The sequence below is a fragment of the Gottfriedia sp. OAE603 genome (genome assembly GCF_040543965.1).
Lineage (GTDB): Bacteria > Bacillota > Bacilli > Bacillales > Bacillaceae_G > Gottfriedia > Gottfriedia solisilvae.
Genome location: NZ_JBEUNN010000001.1, coordinates 486,750 through 513,204, shown reverse-complemented (window position 1 = coordinate 513,204; position 26,455 = coordinate 486,750). Strand labels below are relative to the sequence as shown.

Annotated in this window: 25 protein-coding genes and 1 tRNA gene; 5 read left to right on the top strand and 21 right to left on the bottom strand. The window is 34.4% G+C overall.

The window, feature by feature from the left end; all coding sequences use genetic code 11:
• Positions 1–12: 12 nt before the first annotated feature.
• Positions 13–939 carry an alpha/beta hydrolase gene (locus tag ABID96_RS02455; protein ID WP_192603298.1) on the bottom strand — a complete coding sequence of 309 codons (927 nt, stop codon included), beginning with the start codon at positions 937–939 and terminating at the stop codon, positions 13–15.
• 294 nt (positions 940–1,233) lie between these two features.
• Here ABID96_RS02455 and ABID96_RS02450 point away from each other — a divergent pair, with 294 nt between their 5' ends.
• The gene (locus tag ABID96_RS02450) at positions 1,234–1,809 is read left to right on the top strand and encodes a DUF2238 domain-containing protein (protein WP_192603299.1); all 576 of its coding nucleotides are present in this window, start codon (positions 1,234–1,236) and stop codon (positions 1,807–1,809) included.
• Positions 1,810–2,000: 191 nt separating this feature from the next.
• Here the strand turns inward: ABID96_RS02450 and eno are convergent, their stop codons facing one another.
• From eno to rpoN, 8 genes are all read right to left on the bottom strand, one after another.
• Entirely contained in the window at positions 2,001–3,296 is a 1,296-nt protein-coding gene (eno, locus tag ABID96_RS02445; protein WP_088000749.1) for a phosphopyruvate hydratase, read from the bottom strand.
• Positions 3,297–3,355: 59 nt separating this feature from the next.
• Positions 3,356–4,891: a 2,3-bisphosphoglycerate-independent phosphoglycerate mutase gene (gene gpmI / locus ABID96_RS02440; protein WP_192603300.1), complete on the bottom strand. Its 1,536-nt coding sequence runs from the start codon at positions 4,889–4,891 to the stop codon at positions 3,356–3,358.
• A complete protein-coding gene (tpiA, locus tag ABID96_RS02435) occupies positions 4,891–5,646 on the bottom strand; it encodes a triose-phosphate isomerase (protein ID WP_192603301.1) in 756 nt (251 codons plus the stop codon). The genes gpmI and tpiA overlap by 1 nt, the downstream gene beginning before the upstream one ends.
• 75 nt (positions 5,647–5,721) lie before the next feature.
• Positions 5,722–6,903, bottom strand: coding sequence for a phosphoglycerate kinase (locus tag ABID96_RS02430; protein ID WP_088000755.1), 1,182 nt, complete (start codon positions 6,901–6,903; stop codon positions 5,722–5,724).
• Between the two features lie 295 nt (positions 6,904–7,198).
• On the bottom strand, positions 7,199–8,206 hold the full coding sequence (gap, locus tag ABID96_RS02425; RefSeq protein ID WP_192603302.1) for a type I glyceraldehyde-3-phosphate dehydrogenase: 1,008 nt from the start codon (positions 8,204–8,206) through the stop codon (positions 7,199–7,201).
• A 45-nt stretch (positions 8,207–8,251) separates the two neighbouring features.
• On the bottom strand, positions 8,252–9,280 hold the full coding sequence (locus ABID96_RS02420) for a sugar-binding transcriptional regulator (RefSeq protein ID WP_192603303.1): 1,029 nt from the start codon (positions 9,278–9,280) through the stop codon (positions 8,252–8,254).
• 196 nt (positions 9,281–9,476) lie between these two features.
• Positions 9,477–9,707 carry a glutaredoxin family protein gene (locus tag ABID96_RS02415; RefSeq protein ID WP_192603684.1) on the bottom strand — a complete coding sequence of 77 codons (231 nt, stop codon included), beginning with the start codon at positions 9,705–9,707 and terminating at the stop codon, positions 9,477–9,479.
• 21 nt (positions 9,708–9,728) lie between these two features.
• On the bottom strand, positions 9,729–11,030 hold the full coding sequence (gene rpoN / locus ABID96_RS02410) for an RNA polymerase factor sigma-54 (RefSeq protein ID WP_192603304.1): 1,302 nt from the start codon (positions 11,028–11,030) through the stop codon (positions 9,729–9,731).
• Positions 11,031–11,177: 147 nt separating this feature from the next.
• On the opposite strand from rpoN, the gene ABID96_RS02405 reads away from it, so the two are divergent.
• Positions 11,178–13,889 (top strand): sigma-54-dependent transcriptional regulator, encoded by a 2,712-nt coding sequence (locus tag ABID96_RS02405; RefSeq protein WP_192603305.1) that lies wholly within the window; start codon positions 11,178–11,180, stop codon positions 13,887–13,889.
• Positions 13,890–14,058: 169 nt separating this feature from the next.
• On the opposite strand, the gene chbG is transcribed toward ABID96_RS02405, so the two are convergent.
• The 12 genes from chbG to ABID96_RS02345 all read right to left on the bottom strand — a co-directional run bounded on the left by chbG (position 14,059) and on the right by ABID96_RS02345 (position 24,141).
• Positions 14,059–14,778: a chitin disaccharide deacetylase gene (gene chbG, locus ABID96_RS02400; RefSeq protein ID WP_192603306.1), complete on the bottom strand. Its 720-nt coding sequence runs from the start codon at positions 14,776–14,778 to the stop codon at positions 14,059–14,061.
• 90 nt (positions 14,779–14,868) lie between these two features.
• Positions 14,869–16,206 (bottom strand): 6-phospho-beta-glucosidase, encoded by a 1,338-nt coding sequence (locus ABID96_RS02395; RefSeq protein ID WP_192603307.1) that lies wholly within the window; start codon positions 16,204–16,206, stop codon positions 14,869–14,871.
• Between the two features lie 122 nt (positions 16,207–16,328).
• Complete coding sequence (locus ABID96_RS02390) at positions 16,329–16,649, bottom strand: PTS lactose/cellobiose transporter subunit IIA (RefSeq protein ID WP_192603308.1); 321 nt, start codon at positions 16,647–16,649, stop codon at positions 16,329–16,331.
• A gap of 20 nt (positions 16,650–16,669) precedes the next feature.
• Positions 16,670–18,025 (bottom strand): PTS sugar transporter subunit IIC, encoded by a 1,356-nt coding sequence (locus ABID96_RS02385; protein WP_192603309.1) that lies wholly within the window; start codon positions 18,023–18,025, stop codon positions 16,670–16,672.
• A gap of 39 nt (positions 18,026–18,064) precedes the next feature.
• The gene (locus ABID96_RS02380) at positions 18,065–18,367 is read right to left on the bottom strand and encodes a PTS sugar transporter subunit IIB (protein ID WP_192603310.1); all 303 of its coding nucleotides are present in this window, start codon (positions 18,365–18,367) and stop codon (positions 18,065–18,067) included.
• 445 nt (positions 18,368–18,812) lie between these two features.
• Entirely contained in the window at positions 18,813–19,136 is a 324-nt protein-coding gene (locus tag ABID96_RS02375; protein WP_192603311.1) for a PTS lactose/cellobiose transporter subunit IIA, read from the bottom strand.
• A gap of 23 nt (positions 19,137–19,159) precedes the next feature.
• On the bottom strand, positions 19,160–20,515 hold the full coding sequence (locus ABID96_RS02370) for a PTS sugar transporter subunit IIC (RefSeq protein ID WP_192603312.1): 1,356 nt from the start codon (positions 20,513–20,515) through the stop codon (positions 19,160–19,162).
• Positions 20,516–20,557: 42 nt separating this feature from the next.
• Positions 20,558–20,860 carry a PTS sugar transporter subunit IIB gene (locus tag ABID96_RS02365; RefSeq protein WP_088000782.1) on the bottom strand — a complete coding sequence of 101 codons (303 nt, stop codon included), beginning with the start codon at positions 20,858–20,860 and terminating at the stop codon, positions 20,558–20,560.
• Positions 20,861–21,209: 349 nt separating this feature from the next.
• A complete protein-coding gene (locus ABID96_RS02360; protein WP_192603313.1) occupies positions 21,210–21,503 on the bottom strand; it encodes a DUF6509 family protein in 294 nt (97 codons plus the stop codon).
• A gap of 295 nt (positions 21,504–21,798) precedes the next feature.
• Positions 21,799–21,957, bottom strand: a complete 159-nt coding sequence (locus ABID96_RS02355; protein ID WP_192603314.1) for a DUF3934 family protein — start codon at positions 21,955–21,957, stop codon at positions 21,799–21,801.
• Positions 21,958–22,264: 307 nt separating this feature from the next.
• A tRNA-Arg gene (locus ABID96_RS02350) sits at positions 22,265–22,337 on the bottom strand.
• 364 nt (positions 22,338–22,701) lie between these two features.
• On the bottom strand, positions 22,702–24,141 hold the full coding sequence (locus ABID96_RS02345) for a 6-phospho-beta-glucosidase (RefSeq protein ID WP_192603315.1): 1,440 nt from the start codon (positions 24,139–24,141) through the stop codon (positions 22,702–22,704).
• A 193-nt stretch (positions 24,142–24,334) separates the two neighbouring features.
• Between ABID96_RS02345 and ABID96_RS02340 the strand changes: the two genes are divergently transcribed.
• From ABID96_RS02340 to ABID96_RS02330, 3 genes are all read left to right on the top strand, one after another.
• Complete coding sequence (locus ABID96_RS02340) at positions 24,335–25,303, top strand: LacI family DNA-binding transcriptional regulator (RefSeq protein ID WP_192603316.1); 969 nt, start codon at positions 24,335–24,337, stop codon at positions 25,301–25,303.
• Between the two features lie 190 nt (positions 25,304–25,493).
• Positions 25,494–26,087, top strand: a complete 594-nt coding sequence (clpP, locus tag ABID96_RS02335; RefSeq protein ID WP_088000792.1) for an ATP-dependent Clp endopeptidase proteolytic subunit ClpP — start codon at positions 25,494–25,496, stop codon at positions 26,085–26,087.
• Positions 26,088–26,260: 173 nt separating this feature from the next.
• Complete coding sequence (locus tag ABID96_RS02330; protein WP_192603317.1) at positions 26,261–26,425, top strand: hypothetical protein; 165 nt, start codon at positions 26,261–26,263, stop codon at positions 26,423–26,425.
• Positions 26,426–26,455: the final 30 nt, after the last annotated feature.

The window sequence follows — 26,455 nt, the reverse complement described above, 5'->3', positions numbered from 1 at the left end:
GAACAGTTTACTTCAAGATGAGAGTACATGTTGTTCTATCCATGTTTTAACATCTAGGTAAACATCCTCTTTATTTATTTCATGTAGCATTTCGTGACGACCCTCATCGTAGAGTTTCATTGTTAAATCATTACAACCTAAATTTTTATAGAGCTCGTATACTCTTTTCACTCCATCACCATTTTGACCGACAGGATCTTTACTTCCAGAAAAAATATAAATAGGTAAATTTGTTGGCGTTTTTCTTACTTCTTCTTTTCTATGGATAATCCCAACCCCACTTAAAAGCTCACGATAAAAACTCGGTGAACAAATAAATCCACAAAAAGGATCTTTGATATAACGATCGATTTCGGCTTCATCACGCGTTAACCAATCATATTTAGTTCTTGGAAATTTAAAATGATTATTAAAATTACCAAATGTTAAAAAATCCAATATCTTACTTCTTCCTTTTTCACCCATGATAAATGATTCCGAACCTGATAAAAATACCCCTAACTTTCTTAAAATGCCAGGATCAAAGCCGGTACCTGATAAAATTAGCCCATCGCATAGTTCTCCATCTAATTGAACAACTCGTCTGCTTAAGTAAGAACCCATACTATGACCAAATAAAATAAGCGGAACACTCAATTCTTCTTTTATAATTTTCGTTAAATAAATAATATCTTTTGCAATTTGGTCCCATCCAATTTTATCTCCAAAATAACCTAAGTCATCCTCATTCATGGCCGTTTTTCCATGTCCTCTTTGATCATGTATATAGACTGCAAAGTTTTGGTGAACTAAGTATTCAATGAATTTTTCGTATGCTCCCCCATGTTCAGCCATACCATGTACAATTTGAACGACTGCAATCGGATGATCTGGAATAAATTTTCTAACATAAATTTTCGTTCTATCTTCGGCGGAAATTAACCCTTCCCAGTTTTTCATCTTAACCCCTTCATTTCATATGTAATAAATAACTGTTCAATTTATCGTATGTTATTATATGATCTTTTTAGCACTGATAAAACCGCAGATTAATCAGTATATATACAATACAATCATTTTAATAGTATACCAAAAGTAACCTTTTAAGTATTCGAGAAATCCTTTATTGATTCCTTCCCATCATTTAATTAAGCAGTTTAGTTCATGTCATTTTGCTTAGAATTTATCAATTAGGGAAAATTGTTAGTAATGAATATTTCTTAGTTTTTAAATGGAATAAAAGAGGTGTGGAAAATGAAAAGAGGTTTACAAACGATATTAAGTCTTGGTTATACCATATTAATGGTTGCACTATTTGTCATCTTTTTCTTAAAAGGAGATACGTATCGATATCAAATTGCCATCGGCGGTATTATATGTGGTCTCATTCCATTTGCTTTAGATAAATTTTTAAAAATCCGATTTACCTTACCATTCATTATTTCATATTTTGCTTTCTTAATCGCTTCACAATGCCTTGGTTCGATGTTAGGCCTTTATTCATTAGGTTGGTGGGACACACCCTTTCTTCACTTATTAAGTGGTGCTTTAATATCCTTCTTAGCCGTCGATTTAATGGAAAAGTTTACGACTGATCAATCAAGGAGTGAAATGTCTGCTTGGTTTATATTTTTCTACGTACTCTCTTTTGGTGTTTTTGGAGGAGTACTTTGGGAAATTTATGAATTTAGCGCAGACCAATTCCTCGGAACAACAACCCAAGGTGGAGGAAACTTTGACACAATGACAGACCTAGTAGCAGACACAGTAGGTGCACTAATCATCGCAATTTGGGTCGCTAGGAAATCGAAAGTTAAGACGATTAAGTGATCGAAAAGTGGAATCGCTAGTTTCAGCCTCGACAAGCATAAGACGAGGACTAGAAAAGATGCTTTTTATAAAAATAAACACAAAAAAAGAGAAGGTAAGGGGCCTTCTCTTTTTAGTGTCTATAATGGATTATGTTTTGTTTTACTTAACATACATTTTTACTTTGTTGTGTCTATGTTGTATTTTTAAAATTATTTACGTAAGTTGTAGAAAGATTTTAAGCCTTGGTATACTGCGCTTTCGCCTAGCTCGTCTTCAATACGTAATAATTGGTTGTATTTAGCAATACGGTCTGTACGAGATGCAGAACCAGTTTTGATTTGACCAGCGTTTGTTGCAACTGCGATATCAGCAATTGTGCTATCTTCAGTTTCACCAGAACGGTGAGAAACTACAGCTGTGTAACCAGCACGTTTAGCCATTTCGATTGCTTCGAAAGTTTCAGTTAATGTACCAATTTGGTTAACTTTGATCAGGATTGAGTTAGAGATACCTTTTTCAATACCTTCAGAAAGCTTTTTAGTGTTTGTAACGAATAAGTCGTCACCAACTAATTGTACTTTTTTTCCTAAACGGTCAGTTAATAATTTATGTCCATCCCAGTCATTTTCGTCTAAGCCATCTTCAATTGAAAGGATTGGGAAGTCGTTGCAAAGCTGCTCGTAGAAATCAACCATTTCAGCTGAAGATACGCCAGTACGGCCTTCACCTGCAAGATCGTATTTACCAGTTTCTTTGTTATAGAACTCAGAAGACGCAACGTCCATACCTAAGAATACTTCTTCGCCAGCTTTGTAACCAGCTTTTTCGATTGCTTCCATAATTACTTCTAAAGCTTCACGGTTTGAACCAAGGTTTGGAGCAAATCCACCTTCATCACCTACAGCAGTGTTTAAGCCTTTAGAACTTAATACAGCTTTAAGGTTGTGGAAGATTTCAGTACCCATACGGATTGCTTCTTTAAAGCTGCTAGCTCCAACAGGTAAGACCATAAACTCTTGGAAGTCTACGTTGTTATCAGCATGAGATCCACCATTAATGATGTTCATCATTGGTACTGGTAATTGTTTAGCGTTGAATCCACCAAGGTATTGGTATAATGGTAAACCTAATTCGTCAGCTGCTGCACGAGCTACTGCCATAGATACACCAAGAATAGCATTTGCACCTAATTTACCTTTATTTTCTGTACCATCTAATTCAATCATACGTAAGTCGATTGCAGTTTGTTCAGTTACTTCGTATCCTACGATTTCTTCTGCTAAGATATCATTTACGTTTGAAACTGCTTTTTCTACACCTTTACCAAGGTAACGTGATTTGTCTCCATCACGTAATTCAACTGCTTCATATTCACCAGTTGAAGCACCACTTGGAACTAATGCACGGCCAAAGCCACCATCTTCAGTGTAAACTTCTACTTCAACAGTAGGATTACCACGAGAATCTAATACTTCGCGAGCGTAAACATCAATAATCATTGACATAATAAAATCTCTCCTTTAAATGCGCTATACGCTTATTGTAAATCTTTTATATTAACTGTTCACTTATTAATAAGTGATTTACCAGTCATTTCGTTTGGTTGTGTTACTTTTAATAAATCTAAAACAGTAGGAGCTAAGTCTCCTAAAATTCCATCTTCACGTAAAGTAATACCTTCTAAAGTTACGATTACAGGTACTGGGTTAGTAGTATGAGCTGTCATTGGTTGACCTTCTGGTGTAATTTCTTCATCAGCATTCCCATGGTCTGCAGTGATAATCGCTTTTCCACCTTTAGCAATGATTGCATCTACCACTTCTCCTAAGCATTCATCCACAGCTTCAATCGCTTTAATCGTTGGCTCAAGTTTCCCTGAATGCCCAACCATATCTGGATTTGCAAAGTTTAAAATAATTACATCATGCTTATCGGCAGCAATCTCTTTTAAAAGAGCATCTTTCACTTCATAAGCACTCATTTCAGGTTTTAAATCGTAAGTAGCAACCTTAGGTGAATTAATTAAGATACGCTCTTCACCAGGGAACTGTGCTTCACGACCGCCACTGAAGAAAAATGTAACATGTGGATACTTTTCAGTTTCAGCAATACGTAATTGATTTAAATTATTTTGAGCTAGAACTTCACCTAAAGTGTTATCTAAGTTAGTTGGTTTAAATGCAACATAACCTTGAACCGTTTCACTAAAATGTGTTAAGCACACAAAATGAACATTCTTTGGAAACTCTGTTCCACGATCAAAATCACGGAAATCTTCATTTGTGAACACATTTGAAATTTGAATGGCACGATCTGGTCGGAAGTTGTAGAAGATAATAGAATCTTCATCTTCAACAGTTGCAACTGGTTTACCATCTTCTTTTACGATAACAGAAGGTAAAACGAACTCATCATGGATCCCATTTGCATATGAATCTTCAATTAATTCATATGGATTTGAGTAGGTCGGACCTTCACCATAGACCATTGCACGATAGCATTTTTCAACGCGATCCCAACGTTTATCACGGTCCATAGAGTAGTAACGACCTGAAATTGTTGCAAATTCACCTACACCAATTTCTTTAAATTTTGCTTCTGTTTGATCAATATACTTTTTAGCTGTTGTTGGCCCAACATCTCTTCCATCAAGAAAAGCATGAACATATACTTTTTCTAAGCCTTCTTCAGCAGCTAATTTTAATAAAGCAAACATGTGGTTAATGTGACTATGTATACCTCCGTCAGACAATAAACCAAAAATATGAAGTCCTTTACCTTTTTCTTTCGCGCTCTTCATAGCATCAATAAAAGTGTCATTTTTTTCAAATTCACCTTCACGAATAGCTTTATTCACACGCGTTAAGCTTTGATAAACGATACGTCCAGCTCCGATATTTAAATGTCCCACTTCAGAATTACCCATTTGTCCTTCTGGAAGTCCAACTGCTTCACCAGATGCAGTTAATTGTGCATGTGGATACTGATTCCAATATCTATCATAGTTTGGTTTTTTTGCTTGCGCAACAGCATTACCAAATGTTTCTTCACGCAAACCAAATCCATCAAGGATGATTAGAGCTACTGGTTTTTTACTCATTACTTAACAGCCTCCAATAAAGCAAGGAAAGAAGCTGGTTCTAGACTTGCACCACCAACTAAAGCACCGTCTATGTCTGGTTGTGCCATATATTCTTTAATGTTTTCTGGTTTTACACTTCCACCATATTGCACTCGTACAGCTTCTGCAACATTTTCATTGTAAAGACTAGCAACAACATCACGAACAAACTTACATGATTCTTGTGCATCTTTTTCAGTTGCAGATTTACCAGTACCAATCGCCCAAATAGGTTCATAAGCAATTACTAAATTACTAACTTGATCTTCAGTAAGGCCAGCTAGATCAGCAGTTAATTGAGTACGAATTACTTCCTCAAATTTACCACCTTCACGTTCCTCTAGCGTTTCACCACAGCATAGAATTGGTGTTAAACCATGTTCAAATGCTTTTTTAGTTTTGCTGTTAATGAATTCATCCGTCTCGCTGTAGTACTCACGGCGCTCTGAATGACCAATGATAGCATAAGTTACGTTTAAGTCTTTTAATGCAACAGGACTAATTTCTCCCGTATATGCACCGCTATCTTTGTCACTTACATTTTGTGAACCAATTTTTAAATCAGTCCCTTTTACTGCTTCTACCATTGGTGCTAGAAATAGTGCTGACGCACAAACAGCTGCATCTACTTTATCAGATGCTGGGACACTATTTTTTACTTCCTCAACGAATGACATTGCTTCGCTAAGCGTTTTATTCATTTTCCAGTTACCTGCGATAATCGGTTTACGCATGTGAAACACCATCCTTACGGTTAGTAAGACATTCTATCTTACTGTATATTCTAAAATAATTCTATTCTTGTGATCTTATTTATCATTTAAAAGTGCTACGCCTGGAAGTTCTTTACCTTCCATAAACTCCAATGAAGCACCGCCGCCAGTAGAAATATGGCTCATTTGATCTGCTAAACCAAATTTTTCTGCAGCTGCAGCTGAATCTCCTCCACCAATGATAGAGTAAGCGTCAGAGTCAGCTAATGCTTGAGCAACACCTTTTGTACCTTGAGCAAATTTATCGATTTCAAATACTCCCATTGGTCCATTCCAAATAACTAATTTAGAGTTTTTGATCACATCAGCATAAAGAGCTGTTGTTTTTGGTCCAATATCAAGAGCTTCCCAGTCCGCAGGAATTTGATCGATATCAACAACTTTTGTGTTAGCATCTTCACCGAATTTATCAGCAATTACTACATCAATTGGCATGTGGAATTTAACGCCTTTTGCTTCTGCTTTTTGCATAAATTCATTTGCTAAGTCAATTTTATCTTCTTCTAAAAGTGATTTACCAATTTCAAATCCTTTTGCTTTTAAGAATGTGTAAGCAAGGCCTCCACCGATAATTAAGTGATCTACTTTTTCTAATAAGTTTTCAATTACACCTATTTTATCGCGAACTTTTGCTCCACCAATGATTGCAGTGAAAGGACGTTCTGGGTTTGAAAGTGCCTTACCTAATACATTGATTTCTTTTTCCATAAGGAAACCAGCTACTGCAGGGATATGTTTAGCGATTCCAGCAGTTGTAGCATGTGCACGATGAGCAGCACCAAATGCATCATTTACATATACATCAGCAAGCGCAGCAAATTCTTTGGCTAGAACTTCATCATTCTTCTCTTCACCTGGGTAGAAACGAACGTTTTCTAATAATAAAACATCGCCTTCGTTCATTTTGCTGATTTCTTCTTGAACTTTTGGTCCGTATGCTTCATCAGATTTAAGAACTTCTTTACCTAATTTTTCACCTAAACGTTTTGCAACAGCATTTAAGCGTAATTCTTCATTTACTTGCCCTTTTGGACGTCCTAAATGAGAAGCTAAAATTACTTTTGCTCCGTTTTCTACTAAATATTGAATAGTAGGAAGTGCAGCACGAATACGTGTCTCATCTGTTACTTCACCATTTGCCATTGGTACGTTAAAATCTACACGGCAAAATACGCGTTTACCCTTTACATCAATGTCACGTAAAGACTTTTTGTTCATTTTAGGTGCCTCCAGTACGTTTTTCATATTCATTCCACTATCCATTGAATTGTAAAAAAGCCAATCAGATATTGAAACTTTTCTTCTCAGAACTGACGAAACTATTCATATTTCTACAAATACGTCTTCTATTCTGTGATATTGTCACCGCAATTTTAACAGATTATGTATATTGTTGGAATTTATTTCTTGAGTATTTTTTACATTTTTGTTGGGTGATTGACCTATAGAAGATTTATTTCATATAAAAGAGGGGAGGAATATCCTCGCCCTCGTATTTATTTTTCTATTAAAATTATAGGCCTTTAGAAGCGATGTAATCTACTAAGTCAACTACACGTGTAGAGTAACCAGTTTCGTTATCGTACCAAGAAAGGATTTTAACCATGTTACCTTCCATAGTCATTGTAGATAATGCGTCGATTGTTGAAGAGTTAGAACATCCGTTATAATCGATTGATACTAATGGCTCTTCAGAGTATCCTAAGATACCTTTTAATTCGCCTTCAGCAGCAGCTTTGAATGCAGCATTTACTTCTTCAGCTGTAACTTCAGCATTTAATTCTACAACAAGGTCAACTAATGATACGTTAGCAGTTGGAACACGAACAGCTCCACCGTTTAATTTACCTTTTAATTGTGGTAATACTAATGATACAGCTTTAGCAGCACCAGTTGTTGTAGGAATCATGCTCATTGCAGCAGCACGTGCACGACGTAAATCTTTATGTGGTAAATCTAAGATTTGTTGGTCATTTGTGTAAGAGTGAATAGTTGTCATCATACCACGTTTGATACCAAATTTTTCGTCTAATACTTTAGCGAAAGGAGCTAAACAGTTAGTTGTACAAGAAGCATTTGAAAGTACGTTGTGGCTAGCCGCATCATACTTATCTTCGTTTACACCCATAACGATTGTGATATCTTCGTTAGAAGCTGGTGCAGAGATAATTACTTTTTTAACTGATCCACCTAAATGTTTTTCAGCGTCTTTTTTATCTGTGAAACGTCCAGTAGATTCAACTACTACTTCTACTCCGTAATCGCTCCAAGGTAAAACTGCTGGGTCACGCTCAGCAATAACTTTGATTTCGTTACCGTTAACAACGATAGAATCACCATTTACAGTTACTTCAGCGTTAACTCCACCGTGTACTGAATCATATTTTAATAAGTGTGCTAATGTTTGAGCATCTGTTAAATCATTGATTGCAACAACCTCTACATTAGGGTTATTTAAAGCTGCACGGAAAACCATACGTCCAATACGTCCAAATCCATTAATACCAATTTTAGTTGCCATTATAATTTCCTCCTTATAGTAGGTAGAATCTAATTTTTATTATAGTTAAAGGGTACTTCCTTTAATTAACTCTCTTGCTGCGCCTTCATCTGTAACGAGAATGTTTACGTGCCCTTTCTTCAAGAAAGAAGCAATAGATTTCGCTTTTGAAGATCCTCCAGCCACTGCTAATACATATGGAATATTTTTTAATTCATCAAGCTGCAAACCTATTGTTCGTACCTTATATACATCTTCGCCATTTTCATTAAAATAATATCCAAATGCTTCTCCAACAGCTTCAGATTCAATCAAGGTTTCTAATTGTTCAGAAGATGATTGCCTTCGTTTCGCCATTGTAAATGCTTCACCGATACCATGAATCACGATTGAAGAAGAACGAATTAAATTTAAAACCTCTTTTACTTTCGGTTCTTCCATCATTGTGAGATATGCATCCTCACTTAATTCATCTGGTAAATGTAATAAACGATAATTACCTTTTGCCATTTCGGCCATTTTTGCACAAATTGTATTTGCTTGATTTCGTACTTCTTCCCCTAAACCGCCTCTAGCTGGTACAAATAAAGGATTAAGTTCTTTCGAATCTGCATTCATCATTTCAGCTACGGCAGCTAAAGTGGAACCACCAGTAACAGCAACAATATTATTTGTATCTATCCTTTGGTTTATACAGCCAACAGTTGCGCGCCCCATCTCTTTTTTAACCCAAGCCAACTCATCACTATCGCCTGAAACAACTATGACTTCTTTTAGGTTAAACATATCCTTTAATTGATCTTCGATGTTTTTCAAGCCAAATAGTTCACGCATTGGTTCTTCTAAATCGAGTAGTAAGCTTAATCCTTCATCCGTTAATGTCATGCCTGAGGAAGCAACATTAATTAATCTCTGCTCCTTTAAAAGAGCAACTTCTGATCTAAGTACTCTTTCTGTGATCCCTACGCTAACGGACAAGTTTCTGCGACCAATCGGTTGCATAATTCGAATGTATTGTAGGATCAGGAATCTTTTTTGAATAACCGGAATTAGATCGGGTAACAATTTGTGTTGTAGCTTTAAAATATGGTTCATTTTCATCTCCTCTTTCGCAGAGTATTTCTGATGGACGGAATAAGTCCCACTATGACGTATTATGTCCCACTTGTTTTAAAAAAATTACAGCGTTTTTCAACGTTGTTTTTCGATACAAGATATACTCCAGAAATGAAATAACCCTGCTACATTTACATTGTAACAGGGTTATCTATTTCTTTCAATAGATAAGCACCTATTTAATGGCATTTAATATGTCGTTTTTATGAATTTTCCCATAAGCAATGGTTTGGCCATTGATTTGAATGACAGGAATCATCAACTGATATTTCTCTAATAATTCATCATATGAATAGATATCTATTTCAGTTACTTCAATTTCATGTTCTAATCTAATCGACTTAATTATTTCTTTTGCTTCATTACATAAGCCGCAATTTTCTTTTGTGAAAAATGTTAACTTGATTGACATGCAATTTTTCTCCTTTTAACTAAAGCGCTTTCGTTTTGAAGATCCAGGTATCCTCAATATATCTCTATATTTAGCAACTGTTCGTCTAGAAATCTCAACGCCATGCTTTTGTGATAGTAGTTCTACTAACTTTTGATCTGATAAAGGCTTTTCTTTATTTTCTTCATCAACTAGTTGTTTAATAAACACCTGCACACTCGTAGAAGCAAGTTCTTCCCCATCGGCACTTACGCCTTGATGAAAAAATTGTTTCATTTCAAACAATCCAAAAGGTGTTTGTACATACTTATTTTTGCAAGTACGACTTATTGTAGATTCATGTAGTGAAAGCTCTTCAGCAATTTCTTTCAAAGTTAATGTTTTTAAAAATGCTGGTCCTTTGTCAAAGAATGCTAACTGTTTATGAAGGATACAATTCATTACTGATAGCATTGTTGATTTTCGTTCCTCAAGACTTTTCATTAACCAGTTAACTTGTGTATTTTTATCCTTTAAATAGGCAGATACTTCCTTTTCATGTTGACCGTTTAAAATGGATGAATATTCATTTAATACTTTTAACCTTGGCATAATTTTATCATTGAGCAGTACAACAAATTCTTCACCAATTTTTTCAACAGATAAATCAGGCGCAACATAATTTACTTGATCTTGATAGTAATTCAATCCAGGTCTAGGTTGTAATGTTAAAATTAGATCAATTTCTTTTTGTAATTCTCCTAAACTCATCTTTAACTTCTTCGCAATTTCTTTCCAATTTTTATTTACAAACATATCAAAGTATTCATTTATAATTTGTTTTGCAATTGAAGTTTCACGATCAAGTCCGTTTAATTGAATGGATAAACACTCTTTTACAGATCTAGCACCAACACCGGCTGGTTCAAACTTTTGTAGAATTTCGATACAAATCTGTAATTGTGAATATGGAATCCCTAGTTCATGAATAAGCTCTTCATCTGTTTCCATTAAAAATCCGTTCTTATCTATGTTATATATTAAATATTTTATAATCCGATATTCATCATGATCCAATTTTAACTCATTCAGTTGACTAATTAGTTCTTCCTGCAAACTTTCTGTCTTACGTGTATACAGTTCCATACCATGATCGTGAGTAGTAGTTTGCTTACTGACTTTTGTAGATAAATAATTGCTATAAGGAGTTTCAACTTCAATTAATGGATTTTCTAAAGATTGCTCAAATAAAAAATCAGTTAGCTCTTGGGCATTATACTGAAGCATTGTAATGGCTTGTCGCAGTTCTTGGGTCATAGCTAGTTTTAATGTTTGTTTTTGCATTAAATTCATTTCCATACTACTTCACTCCCTTAAGACTATTTTACTCGAAATTAAACTTTTTCATAGTACTTGACGAATTGTTTCAATATTAAAATATAGTGAAAACGTTTACTATTTCCTGTATAGTAAAAGTATACAACTTCAAATTACGGGTGGGCTAATATGAATAGAAAAAACCAAATTTATGAAGTTTTTGTCCAACAAAGTAATTCACAAGGCTATACTGCAAATGAAATTGCTACAATGTTAAATTTAGATCGTGCAAACGTTAGCAGTGATTTAAATAAATTAGTAAAAGAAGGTCTATTAGACAAAACAAATTCTAGACCCGTTTTATTTAAACTCCAATCTAATACGAACTCAAAAATAAAACATCAGGTTGCTGTATCAGGAGAGAAACCTTCCTCTGAATATAAGCACGAATATTTTTATGATGAGAATATTAGTTTAAGACCTGCAATTGAAAAAGCAAGGTCAGCCATACTATATCCTCCTAATGGAATGCATACTTTAATTTTAGGTGAAACAGGAGTCGGTAAATCTGCTTTCGCAGCTAAAATGCATGAGTTTGCAATACGATCCAATATTTTAAGTAAGGATTCCCCTTTCATTATATTTAACTGTGCCGATTATGCAAATAATCCTCAGCTTTTATTAGGTCAACTTTTTGGGGTAAGAAAAGGCGCATACACGGGAGCAACAGAACAAAAAGGGTTACTTGAAAAGGCAAATAACGGTATTTTATTTTTAGATGAGATTCATCGTCTTACACCTGAAGGGCAAGAAATGTTATTTACTTTCATCGACTATAAGTTGTATAGACGACTAGGAGAGACTGAGAACGAACGTACATCAAACGTACTCATCATTTCTGCTACAACCGAAGATCCAAGCTCAACTTTATTATCTACATTTACTCGTCGAATTCCGATGGTCATTAAATTACCAGCTTTACGAGACAGAACTTATGAGGAAAGATTTACGCTTATTAAAAGATTTTTCTCAGAGGAAAGTCTTCGTCTTGGTAAAGAAATTGTTGTCAGTGCAAATACGATCCGTTCTTTTCTTTTCTATCCATGCCAAAACAATATTGGACAATTAAAAGCTGATATTCAATTAGCGTGTGCGAAAGCGTATGCAGACTTTATTACAAATCAAAACGATAAAATCCGAATTTACAGTACAGATTTAAATTGGTATGTGAAGGAAGGGTTGTTTATTGAGAAAAAAGTGAAGCATTCAATTACTCTTTTAAACGAGCATTTTGAATTTTCACCAACAAAAGGCATGATTAGTAATCCGCAAATGGATGATACTGATACAATTTATGACCGTATAGATACGAAATATGAAGAATTGAAACAGCGAGGAGTCGCACAAGATGAACTATCTTTACTAATGGAAAACGATATTGAAAGTTATTTTACACACTACTTAACTTCAATTAATCGTAAACTCTCAAGTAAAGAAAACATTCAAAAAATCATGCAACCAGAAATAGTAACTTTAACTGAAAAAGTTTTAAAATTGGCTGAAGATAAATTAAATAAAAAATTTAGCGAGAAAATTCTTGTCGCATTCAGTTTGCATATACAGACTCTCTTACAACGTATTCAGTCAAACAAGAAGATTTACCATCCAAATATAACGCAAATTCGTGATCAGTATAAAAATGAATTTTCGATTTCAATTGAATGTGTGAAAATGATTGAAGATTATACAAATGTCTCTATCCCATTTGATGAAGTTGCTTTTATTACGATGTTTTTCGTATATGGAAATGAAGATTTCAAGGAACAAAATTCAAACGTAAAGGTAATCGTTCTAGCTCATGGTAATGGAATCGCCAGAGAAATGGCATCTGTTACAAATGAGTTATTAGAAAATGATGAAGTCATTGGAATCGATATGCCATTAAGTGAACCACCTCAAGATTTTCTAATCAGAGTTAAAGAGTATATAAAATCATTAGGTAAATTAAATGGCATTTTATTATGCATTGATATGGGTTCATTGGCATATATCGGAGACATTATAGAAGCAGAGTGTTCCATTCCAGTTCGTGTTATTCAAATGGTTAGTACTGCACATGTAATCGAAGCATCTAGAAAAGCTACTTTAGGTTATAGTTTAGATGAACTTTATCAAGATGTTCGTAATCTTACTACTTTCTTTATTAATGCACATTCAAGTAAGAAGAAACCAACTGAGTTTTACCGCTCTGTTATTCTAACTGCATGCTTGACTGGTCAAGGAAGTGCTATCGCCATTAAAAATATACTAAGTAATAACTTGTTCTATGATAAAGAGATGATAGAAATTGTGCCAATTAGCCTTTTAAATAAGGAAGAATTACAGAAAATGTTAAATGATATATCAAAAGAACGGAATATTGTTTGTATTGTTTCCAATTTTGACATTCACGTTCCTTATAATACATTCCACTTACAGGATGTCCTAAATATGAAAGCAACTAAACGGATACAAGAGTTAATCACTTATGAGGAAACATATTTAAAAATGGCTGAAACCTTGCAAGATACAATTTCTTTAAAAAATGCTAAGAACGTTATTAGTGTCATCCGCCGTTCATTAAATGATATCCAGGTACAAACAGGTAGATTCTTTAAAAATGAAGATTTAATGGGAATCGTTCTTCATATGAGTTGTATGATCAATCGCGTTCAAAACGAAGAACCACTAACCCCATTTAAAAACAAAGAAGATAAAATCAATAGTCACTACATGCTTTATTTAAAAATGAAGAAAATACTTCAACAAATTGAAGAAGCATGCGATATCATCATTCCAGATGATGAAATATGTTATTTACTAGAATTTTATTCCCGCAATGAAGTCCCAATAACCAACTAGAAAAAAGCCACTTTCTTCTATATTAATATAGAGAACAGTGGCTTTTTATTTGGCTCTGTTAAAGAAGATTGTTGATTTTCTTAATAAACCATCCGTATAAAAACAACAATTATATAGAAAAAAAGATTTTGTTAATATTTCAACACTAAACATTAATAGAGCCTTTATCTTAAAACTTTACTAATTCAATCTCACTTGGAAGTTTTGCAGTTGTTAAAATATCTAATTCAGTTAATCTTTCAAAACAATAGGATGTACCATTTTTCAAGTGATTGTCTACTAAAGCTGGATGCACCATAACCTCGACTGATTCCACTCCACTTTTAATTCTTTCAGTAATAGTTTCAAAGTAATCTAGTGGAATGTCACTTCCGTAAAAGTCAGTTAATAATTGATCCGTAAAAGGTTTGATTCCATCAATTGCATGCTGTTCTGAAATACGAACAGGCAAATCATACTTTTGAGACAATTTAGCAATAACTGGTTGAAGAACAGGAATCATGTGTACATGGTGATGACTATCAATATGCGTTGGTGTTAGCCCAAAAGACAGGAATCTTTGAATTTGAGCGTCCCATTCTTGTTCAACTTCATCAACGCTTGCCTCTGTTGGATTTCCATACCAGTATGTTTGTTTTAGGAACACCCCATTTTCATCTACTATACCTTCTAAATCCTCAAGTAAAGGCTTTCCGGCAGTTAGTACTAAATGAACACCAAGTCCTAATGTTGGATATCTTTTTGCTAATTCAACGCCATGCTCTACCGCATACATATTCATCATCATAGTTGCTGAATTCACAATTCCATTTAAATGAGCCTCAATTATGCCTAAGTTAACTCCCTTTGAATAACCAAAATCATCTGCATTAACAATTATTTTCGTCATAAGATTGCTCCTTTACTGTACTTAGGATAAAAAAAGGATGATACTCTAATAGATGAGTTACATCCTTTTTTGCAAACATCGTGTTACCTATTAATTAGCAGTTACTGTTTCATTTTTAAAGAACTGTGGTAAGTATTCTTTATGTGCTTCTAACATCTCATCTAAAATTTGTTTTGCTAAGTTATCAGAACCAACGAGTGGATTAATGCACATTGCAAGTAATGCTGTTTTGTAGTCCCCTGTTACGCCCGCTTCTGCTGCAACTCGTTCAAACGATTTAATCTGTTGAACTAATCCGCGAGCTGCGACTGGTAAATCACCCATTGTTAATGGTTTTGGTCCGTCTTTCGTTATAACAGCACTTACTTCAACCGCGCAATCATCAGGAATAGAAGCAATCGCACCATTATTCATTGTATTAACCGGCTGTATATCACATTTATTGTTATATAAAGAGGAAATTAAACGACATGCTGCATCACTATAATAAGCTCCACCACGTTTTTCTAATTGAGGTGGTTTTATATTTAAGTTTGGATCTTTATAAAGTTCGAATAAATCATCTTCTAATTTTTTAACGACTTCTGCACGCGTTCCGTCTTTTTTCGCTGCTTCCAATTCTTCTTCCAACATTACTTTTGATTGATAATAGTAACGGTGGTAAGGACAAGGGATTGCACCTAACGCTTCAATAAAGTCAGGATTCCAATCCATTGCTTTTATATTTTGCATCGTCATACTTTCGGTCGGACGAGCGAATTCACTAATTACTCTACTTGTAACATCTTCACCGTCTAATAATACTTTTGTTCCATAAACCATGTGATTTAAGCCCATGAAATCAATATGAACACGTTCAGGCTCTACACCTAATCCTTTTGCAATATTCATATGAATATGAATTGGAACATTACATAAACCAACTACTTTACGGAAATTCGTATAACGTAAAATAGCTTCTGTTAAGATACCAGTTGGATTTGTAAAGTTTACTAACCAAGCATTTGGACAAAGTTCTTCCATATCTTTTACGACATCTAAAATAACTGGGATTGTACGAAGGGCTTTAAATAAACCACCTGGACCGTTTGTTTCTTGACCGATTACTCCATGTTTTAAAGGAATTCTTTCGTCTTTCATACGTGCCTCAAGTAAACCAACACGGAATTGAGTAGTAACAAAATCAGCGTCTTTTAAAGCTTCACGGCGATCAAGAGTTAAGTGAATTTCCATTGGTACTCCTGCTTTTGCAACCATGCGTTTCGCTAGATTACCCACAATCTCAAGCTTTTCTTTTCCAGCTTCAATATCAACTAACCATAATTCTCTTACAGGAAGCTCATCATATCGCTTAATAAACCCCTCAACTAACTCAGGAGTATAACTAGAACCGCCACCAATAGTTACAATTTTAATACCATTACTCATTGTCCCCACTCCTTACACTCTGTTTTGTATCGCATTCATACCTAGTTTTCTATACAACTTTTATAAAAGAAAAGTAGCTAGTTCAATTTGATTCACTACTTTTCTATTTCATTATTATTCTATTATTTATTTATTTTTTCATGTAGATGAATAATCTCAGTTACTAACTCTCTCATTGTCAAAGCATTCATCAAGTGATCTTGTGCGTGAATCAATAGAATATTTAATTCTACTTTCTCTCCACGAGCTTCACCCTGAATCAGCGAAGTTTGAGCATGATGTGCATGATTTAATTCTACTTTTGCTTCTTCAATCTTACTATGTGCTTCATCTAAATTTCCTGCACGAGCAGCTTGCATTGCTTCCATTAATGAACTTTTAGCATTTCCAGCATGTAAGATTAATTGAAACGCTGTTTGCTCAACATTCACTATAGTACTCATTTCGTATCCCCCTCAATCTATTACATTGAAGCACTTTGATTATTCGATGCCTCTTTAATTTTTCTGATGTCAATTCTCTCTTGCATTACAACAAAAGGAATATAAATTAATATTGAGATTACTAAGTTAGCGGCTGCTAAGATGGCACCAGAAATGTGACCACCTGTTGATAACCAACCACCAACAATTGCCGGTGTAACCCAAGGAATATTTGTTGTAACAGGATGAACTAATCCCCAAGAAATCGATAAATATGAAGTGATTGTTAATACAATTGGCGTTCCGATAAATGGAATAAACCACATTGGATTTAATACGATTGGCATACCGAAAAGTACTGGTTCGTTAATTTGGAAAATACCAGGCGCACCACCAAGTGCTATCATTTGTTTATTACGTTTTCTATTTACTAATATCATTGAGATAATTAATCCCAGTGTTGCACCAGATCCACCTAAAAATACGAATGCATCAAAGAATGGTCCTGCCATAACATTGTACTTATCCCAATCTTGTACACCTTTTGCAGCTAAATCAATATTTTCATTTCCTAGTGCTGTAAATAATGGTGTTGTAATTCCACCTAAAATGTTTGGACCATGTAATCCCAACACCCAGAAGAAGTGAATGAAGAATGCGATTCCAATTGCGAATGGTAATGAATCCGCTGCATTCGTTAATGGTTTAACAAGTACAGAGTTTAACCAATCATTGAAATATACTCCATCTGATAAGTATAATCTGAATACTAATCCTACTAATGCGATTACGAAAATTGTTAACATACCTGGAATCAATTTTGCGAACGCCTTAGATACTGCTGGTGGAACACCATCAGGTAATTTAATAACTAATTGTTTTACTTTGGATAGACGAACAAATATTTCAGTTGCTATAATCGCTACGATAATACCTGTAAATAATGCAGTTGAGTTAGTATAAGTAGAGTTTACTAGACCCCATACACCACCAGTTGCTTTTTCACCATTTTCAAGCGTTACAGTTACTGCGCTTAAAGATTGTGGTACTAATACAAAGTATGAAGCCAGTGCAACTAGCATTGCTTCGAAACCTTCATCTCCGTATGAACGTGCAAGTTTATTTGCGATCCCCACTACTGCAAATACAGTCATGAATGCAAAAGTACCCCACCAAATGTCTCCACCTAAGGTTTTCCAGTTTACTCCGAAAACCGCTTCCATCATTTTATCGTAGCCTTTAATAGCACCACCTAAATTGTTTATTAATACTGCAAACGAACCGACCATTGTTATTGCAATCATTCCGATTAACGCATCACGGATCGCTAATAAATGACGTTGGCTACCAATTTTTCCAGCAGTTGGCATAATATACTTTTCTATAAAATTCATCATTTTCATAGAGCTCCTTTATTTCAATTAATAATTCAAATATTATTTTTTTAGACTTAGAGCTAATTCCAATACAGCTTCTCCGTTCATTAATCCATAATGTACTGGATTAATAACATCTACAGGAATTCCTTTTGGTTCCGCAATCTTTTTCATTTCTGCTGCTAAGTAACGTACTTGAGGACCCAATAAAAGAACATCTGCTTTTTCTAAATTTTCCTTTGCAGCATCTCCTGAAACAGCCCAAATTTTTGCTTCAATACCTTTTTCTTTTGCCGCATTTTCCATTTTTGTTACTAGTAAACTAGTAGACATTCCCGCAGAACAAGCTAATAAAATATTCATTACGATTCCTCCTAAGTTTGATATTATTTGTAGCGCTTACAAAGTAGATTAAAATACTCATCTAATATAATAAACTGACTACAAACTATTTAATTTGTGTTTACACTCTTTTATATTGCAATTACCATGCCAAGTCTTTTAAAAAAACTAATTATTATTTGAAAATATTAAAAGAAGCCTATTACAGCAGTAGTTCATCATTTAAAATATTTCATTGATCATGCAAGTCATTTTAGCGACGGTTATTAGTGTGTTGTGATGCTACTGTGATATTTCACAAATATATCTTTAGTGTGTTATATCTATAAGTAGTGTGTCGTTTTTAAAACACACTACTTATAATAGTGTTTTATTGTTTAACTGAAATTAAAAGGTAAATTTACTAAATTATACACTTTAACATAAGAAAGGTGGTATAGCCCAATGCTATACCACCTTTCTTATGTTATAGATGTGAAGTTTTTTCATGTAGAAAAATAATTTCTTCAACTAAATCCCTAGTTGTTAAACAGTTCATCAAATGATCCTGTGCATGTACAAGCAAAATATTAATTGGAAATTTCTCCCCATTCGCCTCACTTTGAATTAAAGTTGTTTGAGAATGATGAGCTTTTCTTAGTTCGGCATTTGCTTCAGTTACCTTTTCTCGCGCTTCACTAAATTTTCCTTCTCTTGCAATGTACATTGCTTCCATTAATAAACTTTTAGCGTTTCCAGCATGTAATATTAGTTGGAATGCAATTTGTTCTATATTCGTGTCAGTAGTCATTTGCACTCTTCCCTTCACATCTATTAAAGATTTAATGAGTTATTATTAGAAGTTTCTGTTGCTTTTCTAACTTCCATACGCTCAGCTACAACAACGAATGGTAAATAAACGATGATCGAAATAACTACGTTCACTGCTGCTAAAACAGCACCTGATACATGACCACCTGTTGCTAAATAACCACCAATTATCGGAGGAGTTACCCAAGGAATTGTTGAAACAACTGGGTATACTAAATGTGAAGCAACTGCTAAATAAGAAATAATTGTTAATAAAATTGGTGTTAAAATAAATGGAATTAACCAAACTGGGTTTAATACGATTGGTAATCCGAAAATGATTGGTTCATTAATATTGAACAATGATGGTGGAGTACCTAATGCGATCATTTGTTTATTACGTCTACGGTTAACAATAAACATCGCGATCAGTAATCCAATTGTCGTACCAGATCCACCCATATAAACGAATGCATCTAAGAATGGGCCAGCTAGTACTGCATATTTATCTAAGTCTGTTACATTTTTTGCGTATAAATCGATATTTTGGTTACCTAATGCTGTTAATAATGGTGTTGTAATTCCACCTAAAATATTTGGACCGTGTAAACCTAATGCCCAGAAGAAGTGAACAAAGAATGCGATTGCTACTGCAAAGCCTAATGAATCTGCAGCATTTGTTAATGGTTTTACAAGTACTGAATTTAACCAGTCGTTAAAGAATACGCCGTCAGAAATATATAATCTAAATAATAATCCAACTAAAGCTACGATGAAAATTGTTAACATACCTGGTAGTAATTTTGCAAATGCTTTTGAAACCGCTGGCGGAACACCATCCGGTAATTTAATTACTAGTTGTTTTACTTTTGCTAATCTAACAAATATCTCGGTCGCAACAATCGCTACAATGATACCCGTAAATAGTGCAGTAGTATTTAATGAATTCCAGCTAATGAATCCCCAAGCACCACCAGTTGCTGTATCTCCACCTTCAAGCGTAACCGACACAGCCGCTAAAGATTGAGGAACTAATACGAAGTAAGATGCCAAAGCAACTAACATCGCTTCAAAACCTTCATCACCATAAGAACGTGCTAGCTTATGGGCTATACCAACAACAGCAAATACTGTCATGAATGCAAATGTTCCCCACCAAATGTCGCCACCTAGTGTTTTCCAATTTGCACCAAAAATTGCTTCCATCATATTGTCGTAGCCTTTAATAGCTCCACCTAAGTTATTGATTAGAGTTGCAAATGCTCCAATCATCGTGATTGCGATCATACCAATTAACGCATCACGAATTGCTAATAAATGACGTTGGTTTCCGAACTTCGCCGCTGCCGGCATAATATACTTTTCAGCAAAACGCATCATCTTGAATACACCTTCTTTTCTATTTAATTTTTAAACGCCCCGTTATTTCTTCAAATTTAATGCCATTTCCAATACCGCTTCACCGTTCATAAGACCATAATGAACTGGGTTAATAACATCCACTGGTATTCCCTTAGGTTCAGCTAGCTTCTTCATTTCTGAGGCAAGATAACGAACCTGAGGTCCTAGTAGTAATACATCTGCTTTTTCTAAATTTTCCTTTGCTGCATCACCTGCAACAGCCCAAATCTTAGCTTGAATTCCTTTCGCCTGTGCTGCTTGTTCCATTTTCGTAACAAGCAAGCTAGTAGACATCCCTGCGGAACATACCAATAAGATATTCATTCTCCACCTCCAAACTTAAATTTACTTATTTTTGTAACGCTTACATTTTTACATATAAAGACAAAAGAATTGACTCGTTACAAAAACAAGTGATTCATCAATTTTAATATTGCAATTACTGTGCCAATTTTCTAAAAAATCTTATTATTATTTTTAAACAAATAAAAAAACCTTGAAAAATCAAGGTTTTAATTATGAAATATATTTATGGATTCGGCTAGTGTATTATCAGTGTGTAATACACCAAACACTGTGTTAATACAATTTACTTAGTGTGTTGTGATTTCGTCTCATTTTTCATATTTCGACTACTATGTGTGTTTCTAATGACACAATAATCATAAATGAATTAATCTTCGACAGTTAAATGTGTTTTACAAAATTCTTTTAATTCTACTTCTTCATCTTCCTCTAAATCAAAGTCTAAATATTGATTTGTTTCAACTTCAAATAAATCATACTTAATTACTTTAGATTCTTCGCCATTAACACCAAATAACGCTTTTATGTATATACCTTTTTCATTGTATAATTCATCATCCTCAGGCACATCAATGAATAGGATAAACTCATATCTGTCACCTTCGATAATTCCAAATGGATCTTTGATTTCTTCTACAGTGTATTCTTTAATAGTTAACACACAAACATTCCCTTCAATTGTAATATTTACTATTATATACAAAAAAAGAAACAAAAAGAAAGACGCCTGCCGCAGCAGACGTCTTGATGCGTTTGAGGCAAGAGACCGGGCGACCACATTCGCGCGTTTAGCTTACGCATATCTCTCGACTTACTCAAATTAGCTCATCGCAAATAAAACTATAACATGATAAAATGCAGAAAGCAATAAAATCATAACTGGTAAATTATCCATACTGTATAAATCAATGACATAAAGACCTTAAAATTACGCAGTATCGTTTTTAAACTACATATTATGAATCACTAGTTGAATTCGATGTTCCTTTATTCTTAGTACCTTTACTTACATAAGGTTTCGCATTCGCTTTTTTCTTAGCCTTTGCTTGCCAACGATTCCAACCTTTTTTATCAGTACCTCTTCCTGTTCCGCCCTTACCTTTAGCTTTACTCATTTATACACCTCATAATTCTATTTAATCATTTCTCATAACTTAATTTTAACCAAACTAGACTATTTCATTTCGTTTTGATATACGAACGTTCAAACATTCGATTACACATATTGCGAAAGATTCATTATAACAGTTTTTCAGATCAGTATTGTATTTTATTTGATGCAGTGTCTTTTACACTATAGGTGGTCACGTTTTTGGAAAGGCTAGCTAACAGAAAATTTGCCGTAATAAAAAACCACGTGTTAGTCATCTGAGTCAAATATTCAACCAAGATATCTATTTCACGTGGCTTTCATAAAATTAGCGCGCTCGACAGGAATCGAACCTGCGACACACGGTACCGGAAACCGTTGCTCTATCCCCTGAGCTACGAACGCATATTGTTATAGGAATTACTCAAATTTAAAACCGTCACCCCAGTCTCAGTAAGTTTACGCAAGTAGTGGCTCGACTGGTGCGCTCGAAGATGATTCGATGAAGTTAATTCATCCGTGCTCTATCCCCTGAGCTACGAACGCATATTGTTATAGGAATTACTCAAATTTAAAACCGTCACCCCAGTCTCAGTAGGATTACGCATATAGCAGTTGTTCGACTGAGCTATGCCTTAAGAATAATTATATCGTTTGAAGTTTCTTACCGCAACGGTTTAAGCTTTTTAGCTTGGAAACTTTTGTATAATCAACAAAAAAGTAGGTGCATTGATAAAAGATTATAAGCACCTACTTTTAATTTTATAAATTATAAATTTTTACCGTTCGATCGAATGATATCTTGATACCAGTAGAAGCTTTTTTTCTTAATTCTTTTTAGTGTTCCGTTACCTTCATTGTCTTTATCTACGTAAATATATCCGTATCTTTTTTTCATTTCTCCAGTTCCTGCACTAACTAGGTCGATTGGTCCCCAGCTTGTGTAGCCAAGAATGTCTACTCCGTCTTCTATGGCTTCTGCCATTTCGATAAAGTGTGATTTTAAGTATTCAATGCGATAGTCATCGTTTATTGAACCTTCATCACTTAAAACGTCATTTGCTCCTAATCCGTTTTCTACTATAAATAATGGTTTTTGGTATCGGTCATGTAGTTGATTACAAGTGACACGCAATCCCTTTGGATCAATTTGCCATCCCCACTCTGATGCATTTAAATATGGATTTTTTATTGATGCAAATATATTACCTTCAGCTAATTGACTTAGCACTTCAGGGTCAGTACTAGCACATCGACTAGCATAATAACTAAATCCGATATAATCAACTGTGTGATTTTTTAGGATTTCTTCATCTTCTTTTTCCATTCTAATTTGTAAATTGTTTTCTTTAAAGTACCTCTTTGCATAGCCTGGATATTCACCCCTTGATTGTACATCAATGAAGAAATATGATTCGCGGTCTTTATCGATTGCTTCCCATATGTCATTTGGATGGCAAGTATAAGGATACGTTGCCCCAGCAGCTAACATACATCCAATCTGTCCATTTGGAATTATCTCATGGCATGCCTTAACTGCTAATGCACTTGCTACCAACTGGTGATGAGCGGCTTGGTAAAGAACTTGCTTTTTATCCTCATCATCTTTCAATACAATACCAGCTCCGATAAAAGGGGCGTGTAATAACATATTAATTTCATTAAACGTCATCCAGTACTTAACCTTATCTTTATATCTTTCAAATATTGTTCTTGTGTATTTCTCATAAAACTCAATCATTTTTCTATTTTTCCAGCTTCCGTACTTCTCAACAAGATTGATTGGTACATCAAAATGACAAGTGGTAACGACTGGTTCAATATTATATTTTAATAGTTCATCAAAGACATGATCATAAAATTGTAGTCCCTCTTCATTTGGAGTTGAATCGTCTCCGTTTGGAAAAATCCTTGCCCATGCAATCGAAAGTCGTAAACATTTAAATCCCATTTCTGCAAATAAAGCAATATCCTCTTTAAATCGATGGTAGAAATCAATTGCTTCATGTGAGGGATAATAAACCCCATTTTTTAACTCCAATGAGTCGACATTTCCTAACATCAGTGAAAAGCGATCCTTTCCAATTGGAAGTAAATCGACTGTAGTTAATCCTTTTCCACCTTCTAAATATGCACCTTCAGCTTGATTAGCAGCTATTGCACCACCCCAAAGAAAGTTCTCTGGAAATCTCGTTTGATTAGTACGCATACTTAATGTCCTCCTACTAGATTCTTATTTTTATATTCTGCTTACACCGATATCATAAATTTCTGAAATGCATTTCAGGTCAATCCCTTTCCAAAGATAATTTTAAAATTTTCAAACAAGAGTCGTAACTCCATTTATGATAATGTAGTAATAATAGGAGTAATTCAGTTTTTCATGTTAGGAGTTTGAGTTAATGTTAAATATAAAAGAGATTGCTAAAATATCAAACGTATCACCAAGCACAGTTTCTCGTGTATTAAACAACCATCCTCACGTGAACGAAGAGACAAAAAGAAGAGTCCTAAACATTATTGAACAATTTGATTACGTCCCAAATTTAAATGCCGTAAAATTAAAAAGAGGAAGAAACTTTTTAATCGGTATCATTACCCCTGAAATTAATGAGATCAGCTTACCATACATCAATAGTTTTATTTCCATTGCAAACGAACATGGTTTTAAAACAATTACGTATAATACAAGTTATGAAAAAACAGGTGAAATAGAAGCGTTAGAGGCTTTACGAAGAAAAGAGATAGATGCTCTAGTTATTACTGTTAGGGCTTCGGAATGGCGTGATATTGAAAGATATTGTAAATATGGACCGATTGTTGCGTTAGAAAGAGTCGATTCAGACTTTGTCCCTTCTGTTTATTTAGACCAATATATCGGTTATTACATGGCATTGGAATATTTAATTCAAAAAGGTTATCGAAAAATTGGAAATGCCTTTGGAAGAATGAATGGATTAAATACAATTAGAAGAATTCAAGCCTATAACGATCTATTAAAACTCAATAAAATGCCAATTAGGAAAGAGTATACCTTTACTGAAGTGTATTCTACCGCTGATGGTGAAGAAGTCGTAAATCATTTATGTAAATTAAAAGATAGACCTGATGCCATCATTTGTGCCAATGACTTCGTAGCAGCTGGTATTGTTTCAGAGGCGAAACGAAAAGGTATGAATATCCCCTTTGATTTGGCTGTCGTTGGTTTTGATAATCACTTAATGTCCAGAGTTTTAGACATTACTACAATACATAATCCAATCAAGCAGCAAGCAGAAAATGCATTTAAAAGTATCTATGAAAAACTAGAAAACACAACTCAAATTAGCGAATCTTTAGAATATAAATTAATCATAAGAAAAACTACATAATCTTTCGTTTAAAAATAGGAAAAGTCGTTAATGATGTTGAAGTATTACTTAATGAATATTTTTTAAAGTCGTTAATATTTTTTAGTCGAAAGAATACACTGAATGTAGCATCTCTTTTATTTGACCTTTTCTGACCTTAAAGGTATTATTGAATTAATCAATCTTTTGTTTCTAAGAAGGAGGAGAAAAAATGAATTTAATTCCTACAGTTATTGAACAAACAAGTCGTGGTGAGCGTGCGTATGATATTTACTCTCGTCTGTTAAAAGACCGTATCATCATGTTAGGTAGTGCAATAGATGATAACGTAGCTAACTCGATTGTCTCTCAGCTTTTATTCTTAGCTGCTGAAGATCCAGACAAAGATATTTCCCTTTACATAAATAGTCCTGGTGGAAGTATTACTGCTGGTATGGCTATTTATGACACAATGAATTTTATTAAGCCACAAGTATCTACTATCTGTATTGGTATGGCTGCTTCAATGGGTGCATTCTTATTGGCTGCTGGTGAAAAAGGCAAAAGATTTGCTCTTCCAAATGCGGAAGTAATGATTCACCAACCATTAGGTGGAGCTCAAGGTCAAGCAACAGAAATTGAAATTGCTGCAAAACGTATCTTATTCTTACGTGATAAGTTAAACGGTATTCTTGCAGAGCGTACTGGTCAACCTTTAGAAACGATCGAGCGTGACACAGAACGTGATAACTTCATGACATCTGAACGTGCGTTAGAGTACGGTTTAATTGATAAAGTAATATCTAGCACTGCAACAATTAAGTAATAAGAATAGAAACTAGTCGATTTTTTTCGGCTAGTTTTTTTATATTCTTTTTATGTTGTTTCATCATGTCACTTTCCAATTTGTTAAAACTTGAATGAAGCTCGAAAATTCGTTAAGACTAACGTTAGAGAATCGTCTCTTACATTTCAATTTAATTTGGAGGTCTAAACAGCATGGCAAAAAAAAAGAAGCCCCTTCATCTTGAGGAGCAACAAAAAATCACTGCGGATTTAAACAATCTTGAACCAGGAGAGTCCGTTAATGAACATCGAACCATTGAAACGGCAAATATCATTTTAGCTGGCGAGGAAATTAAACAACAAAATAACAATTTATAAACAAGAATCCTCCAATGAACAGTTTGGGGG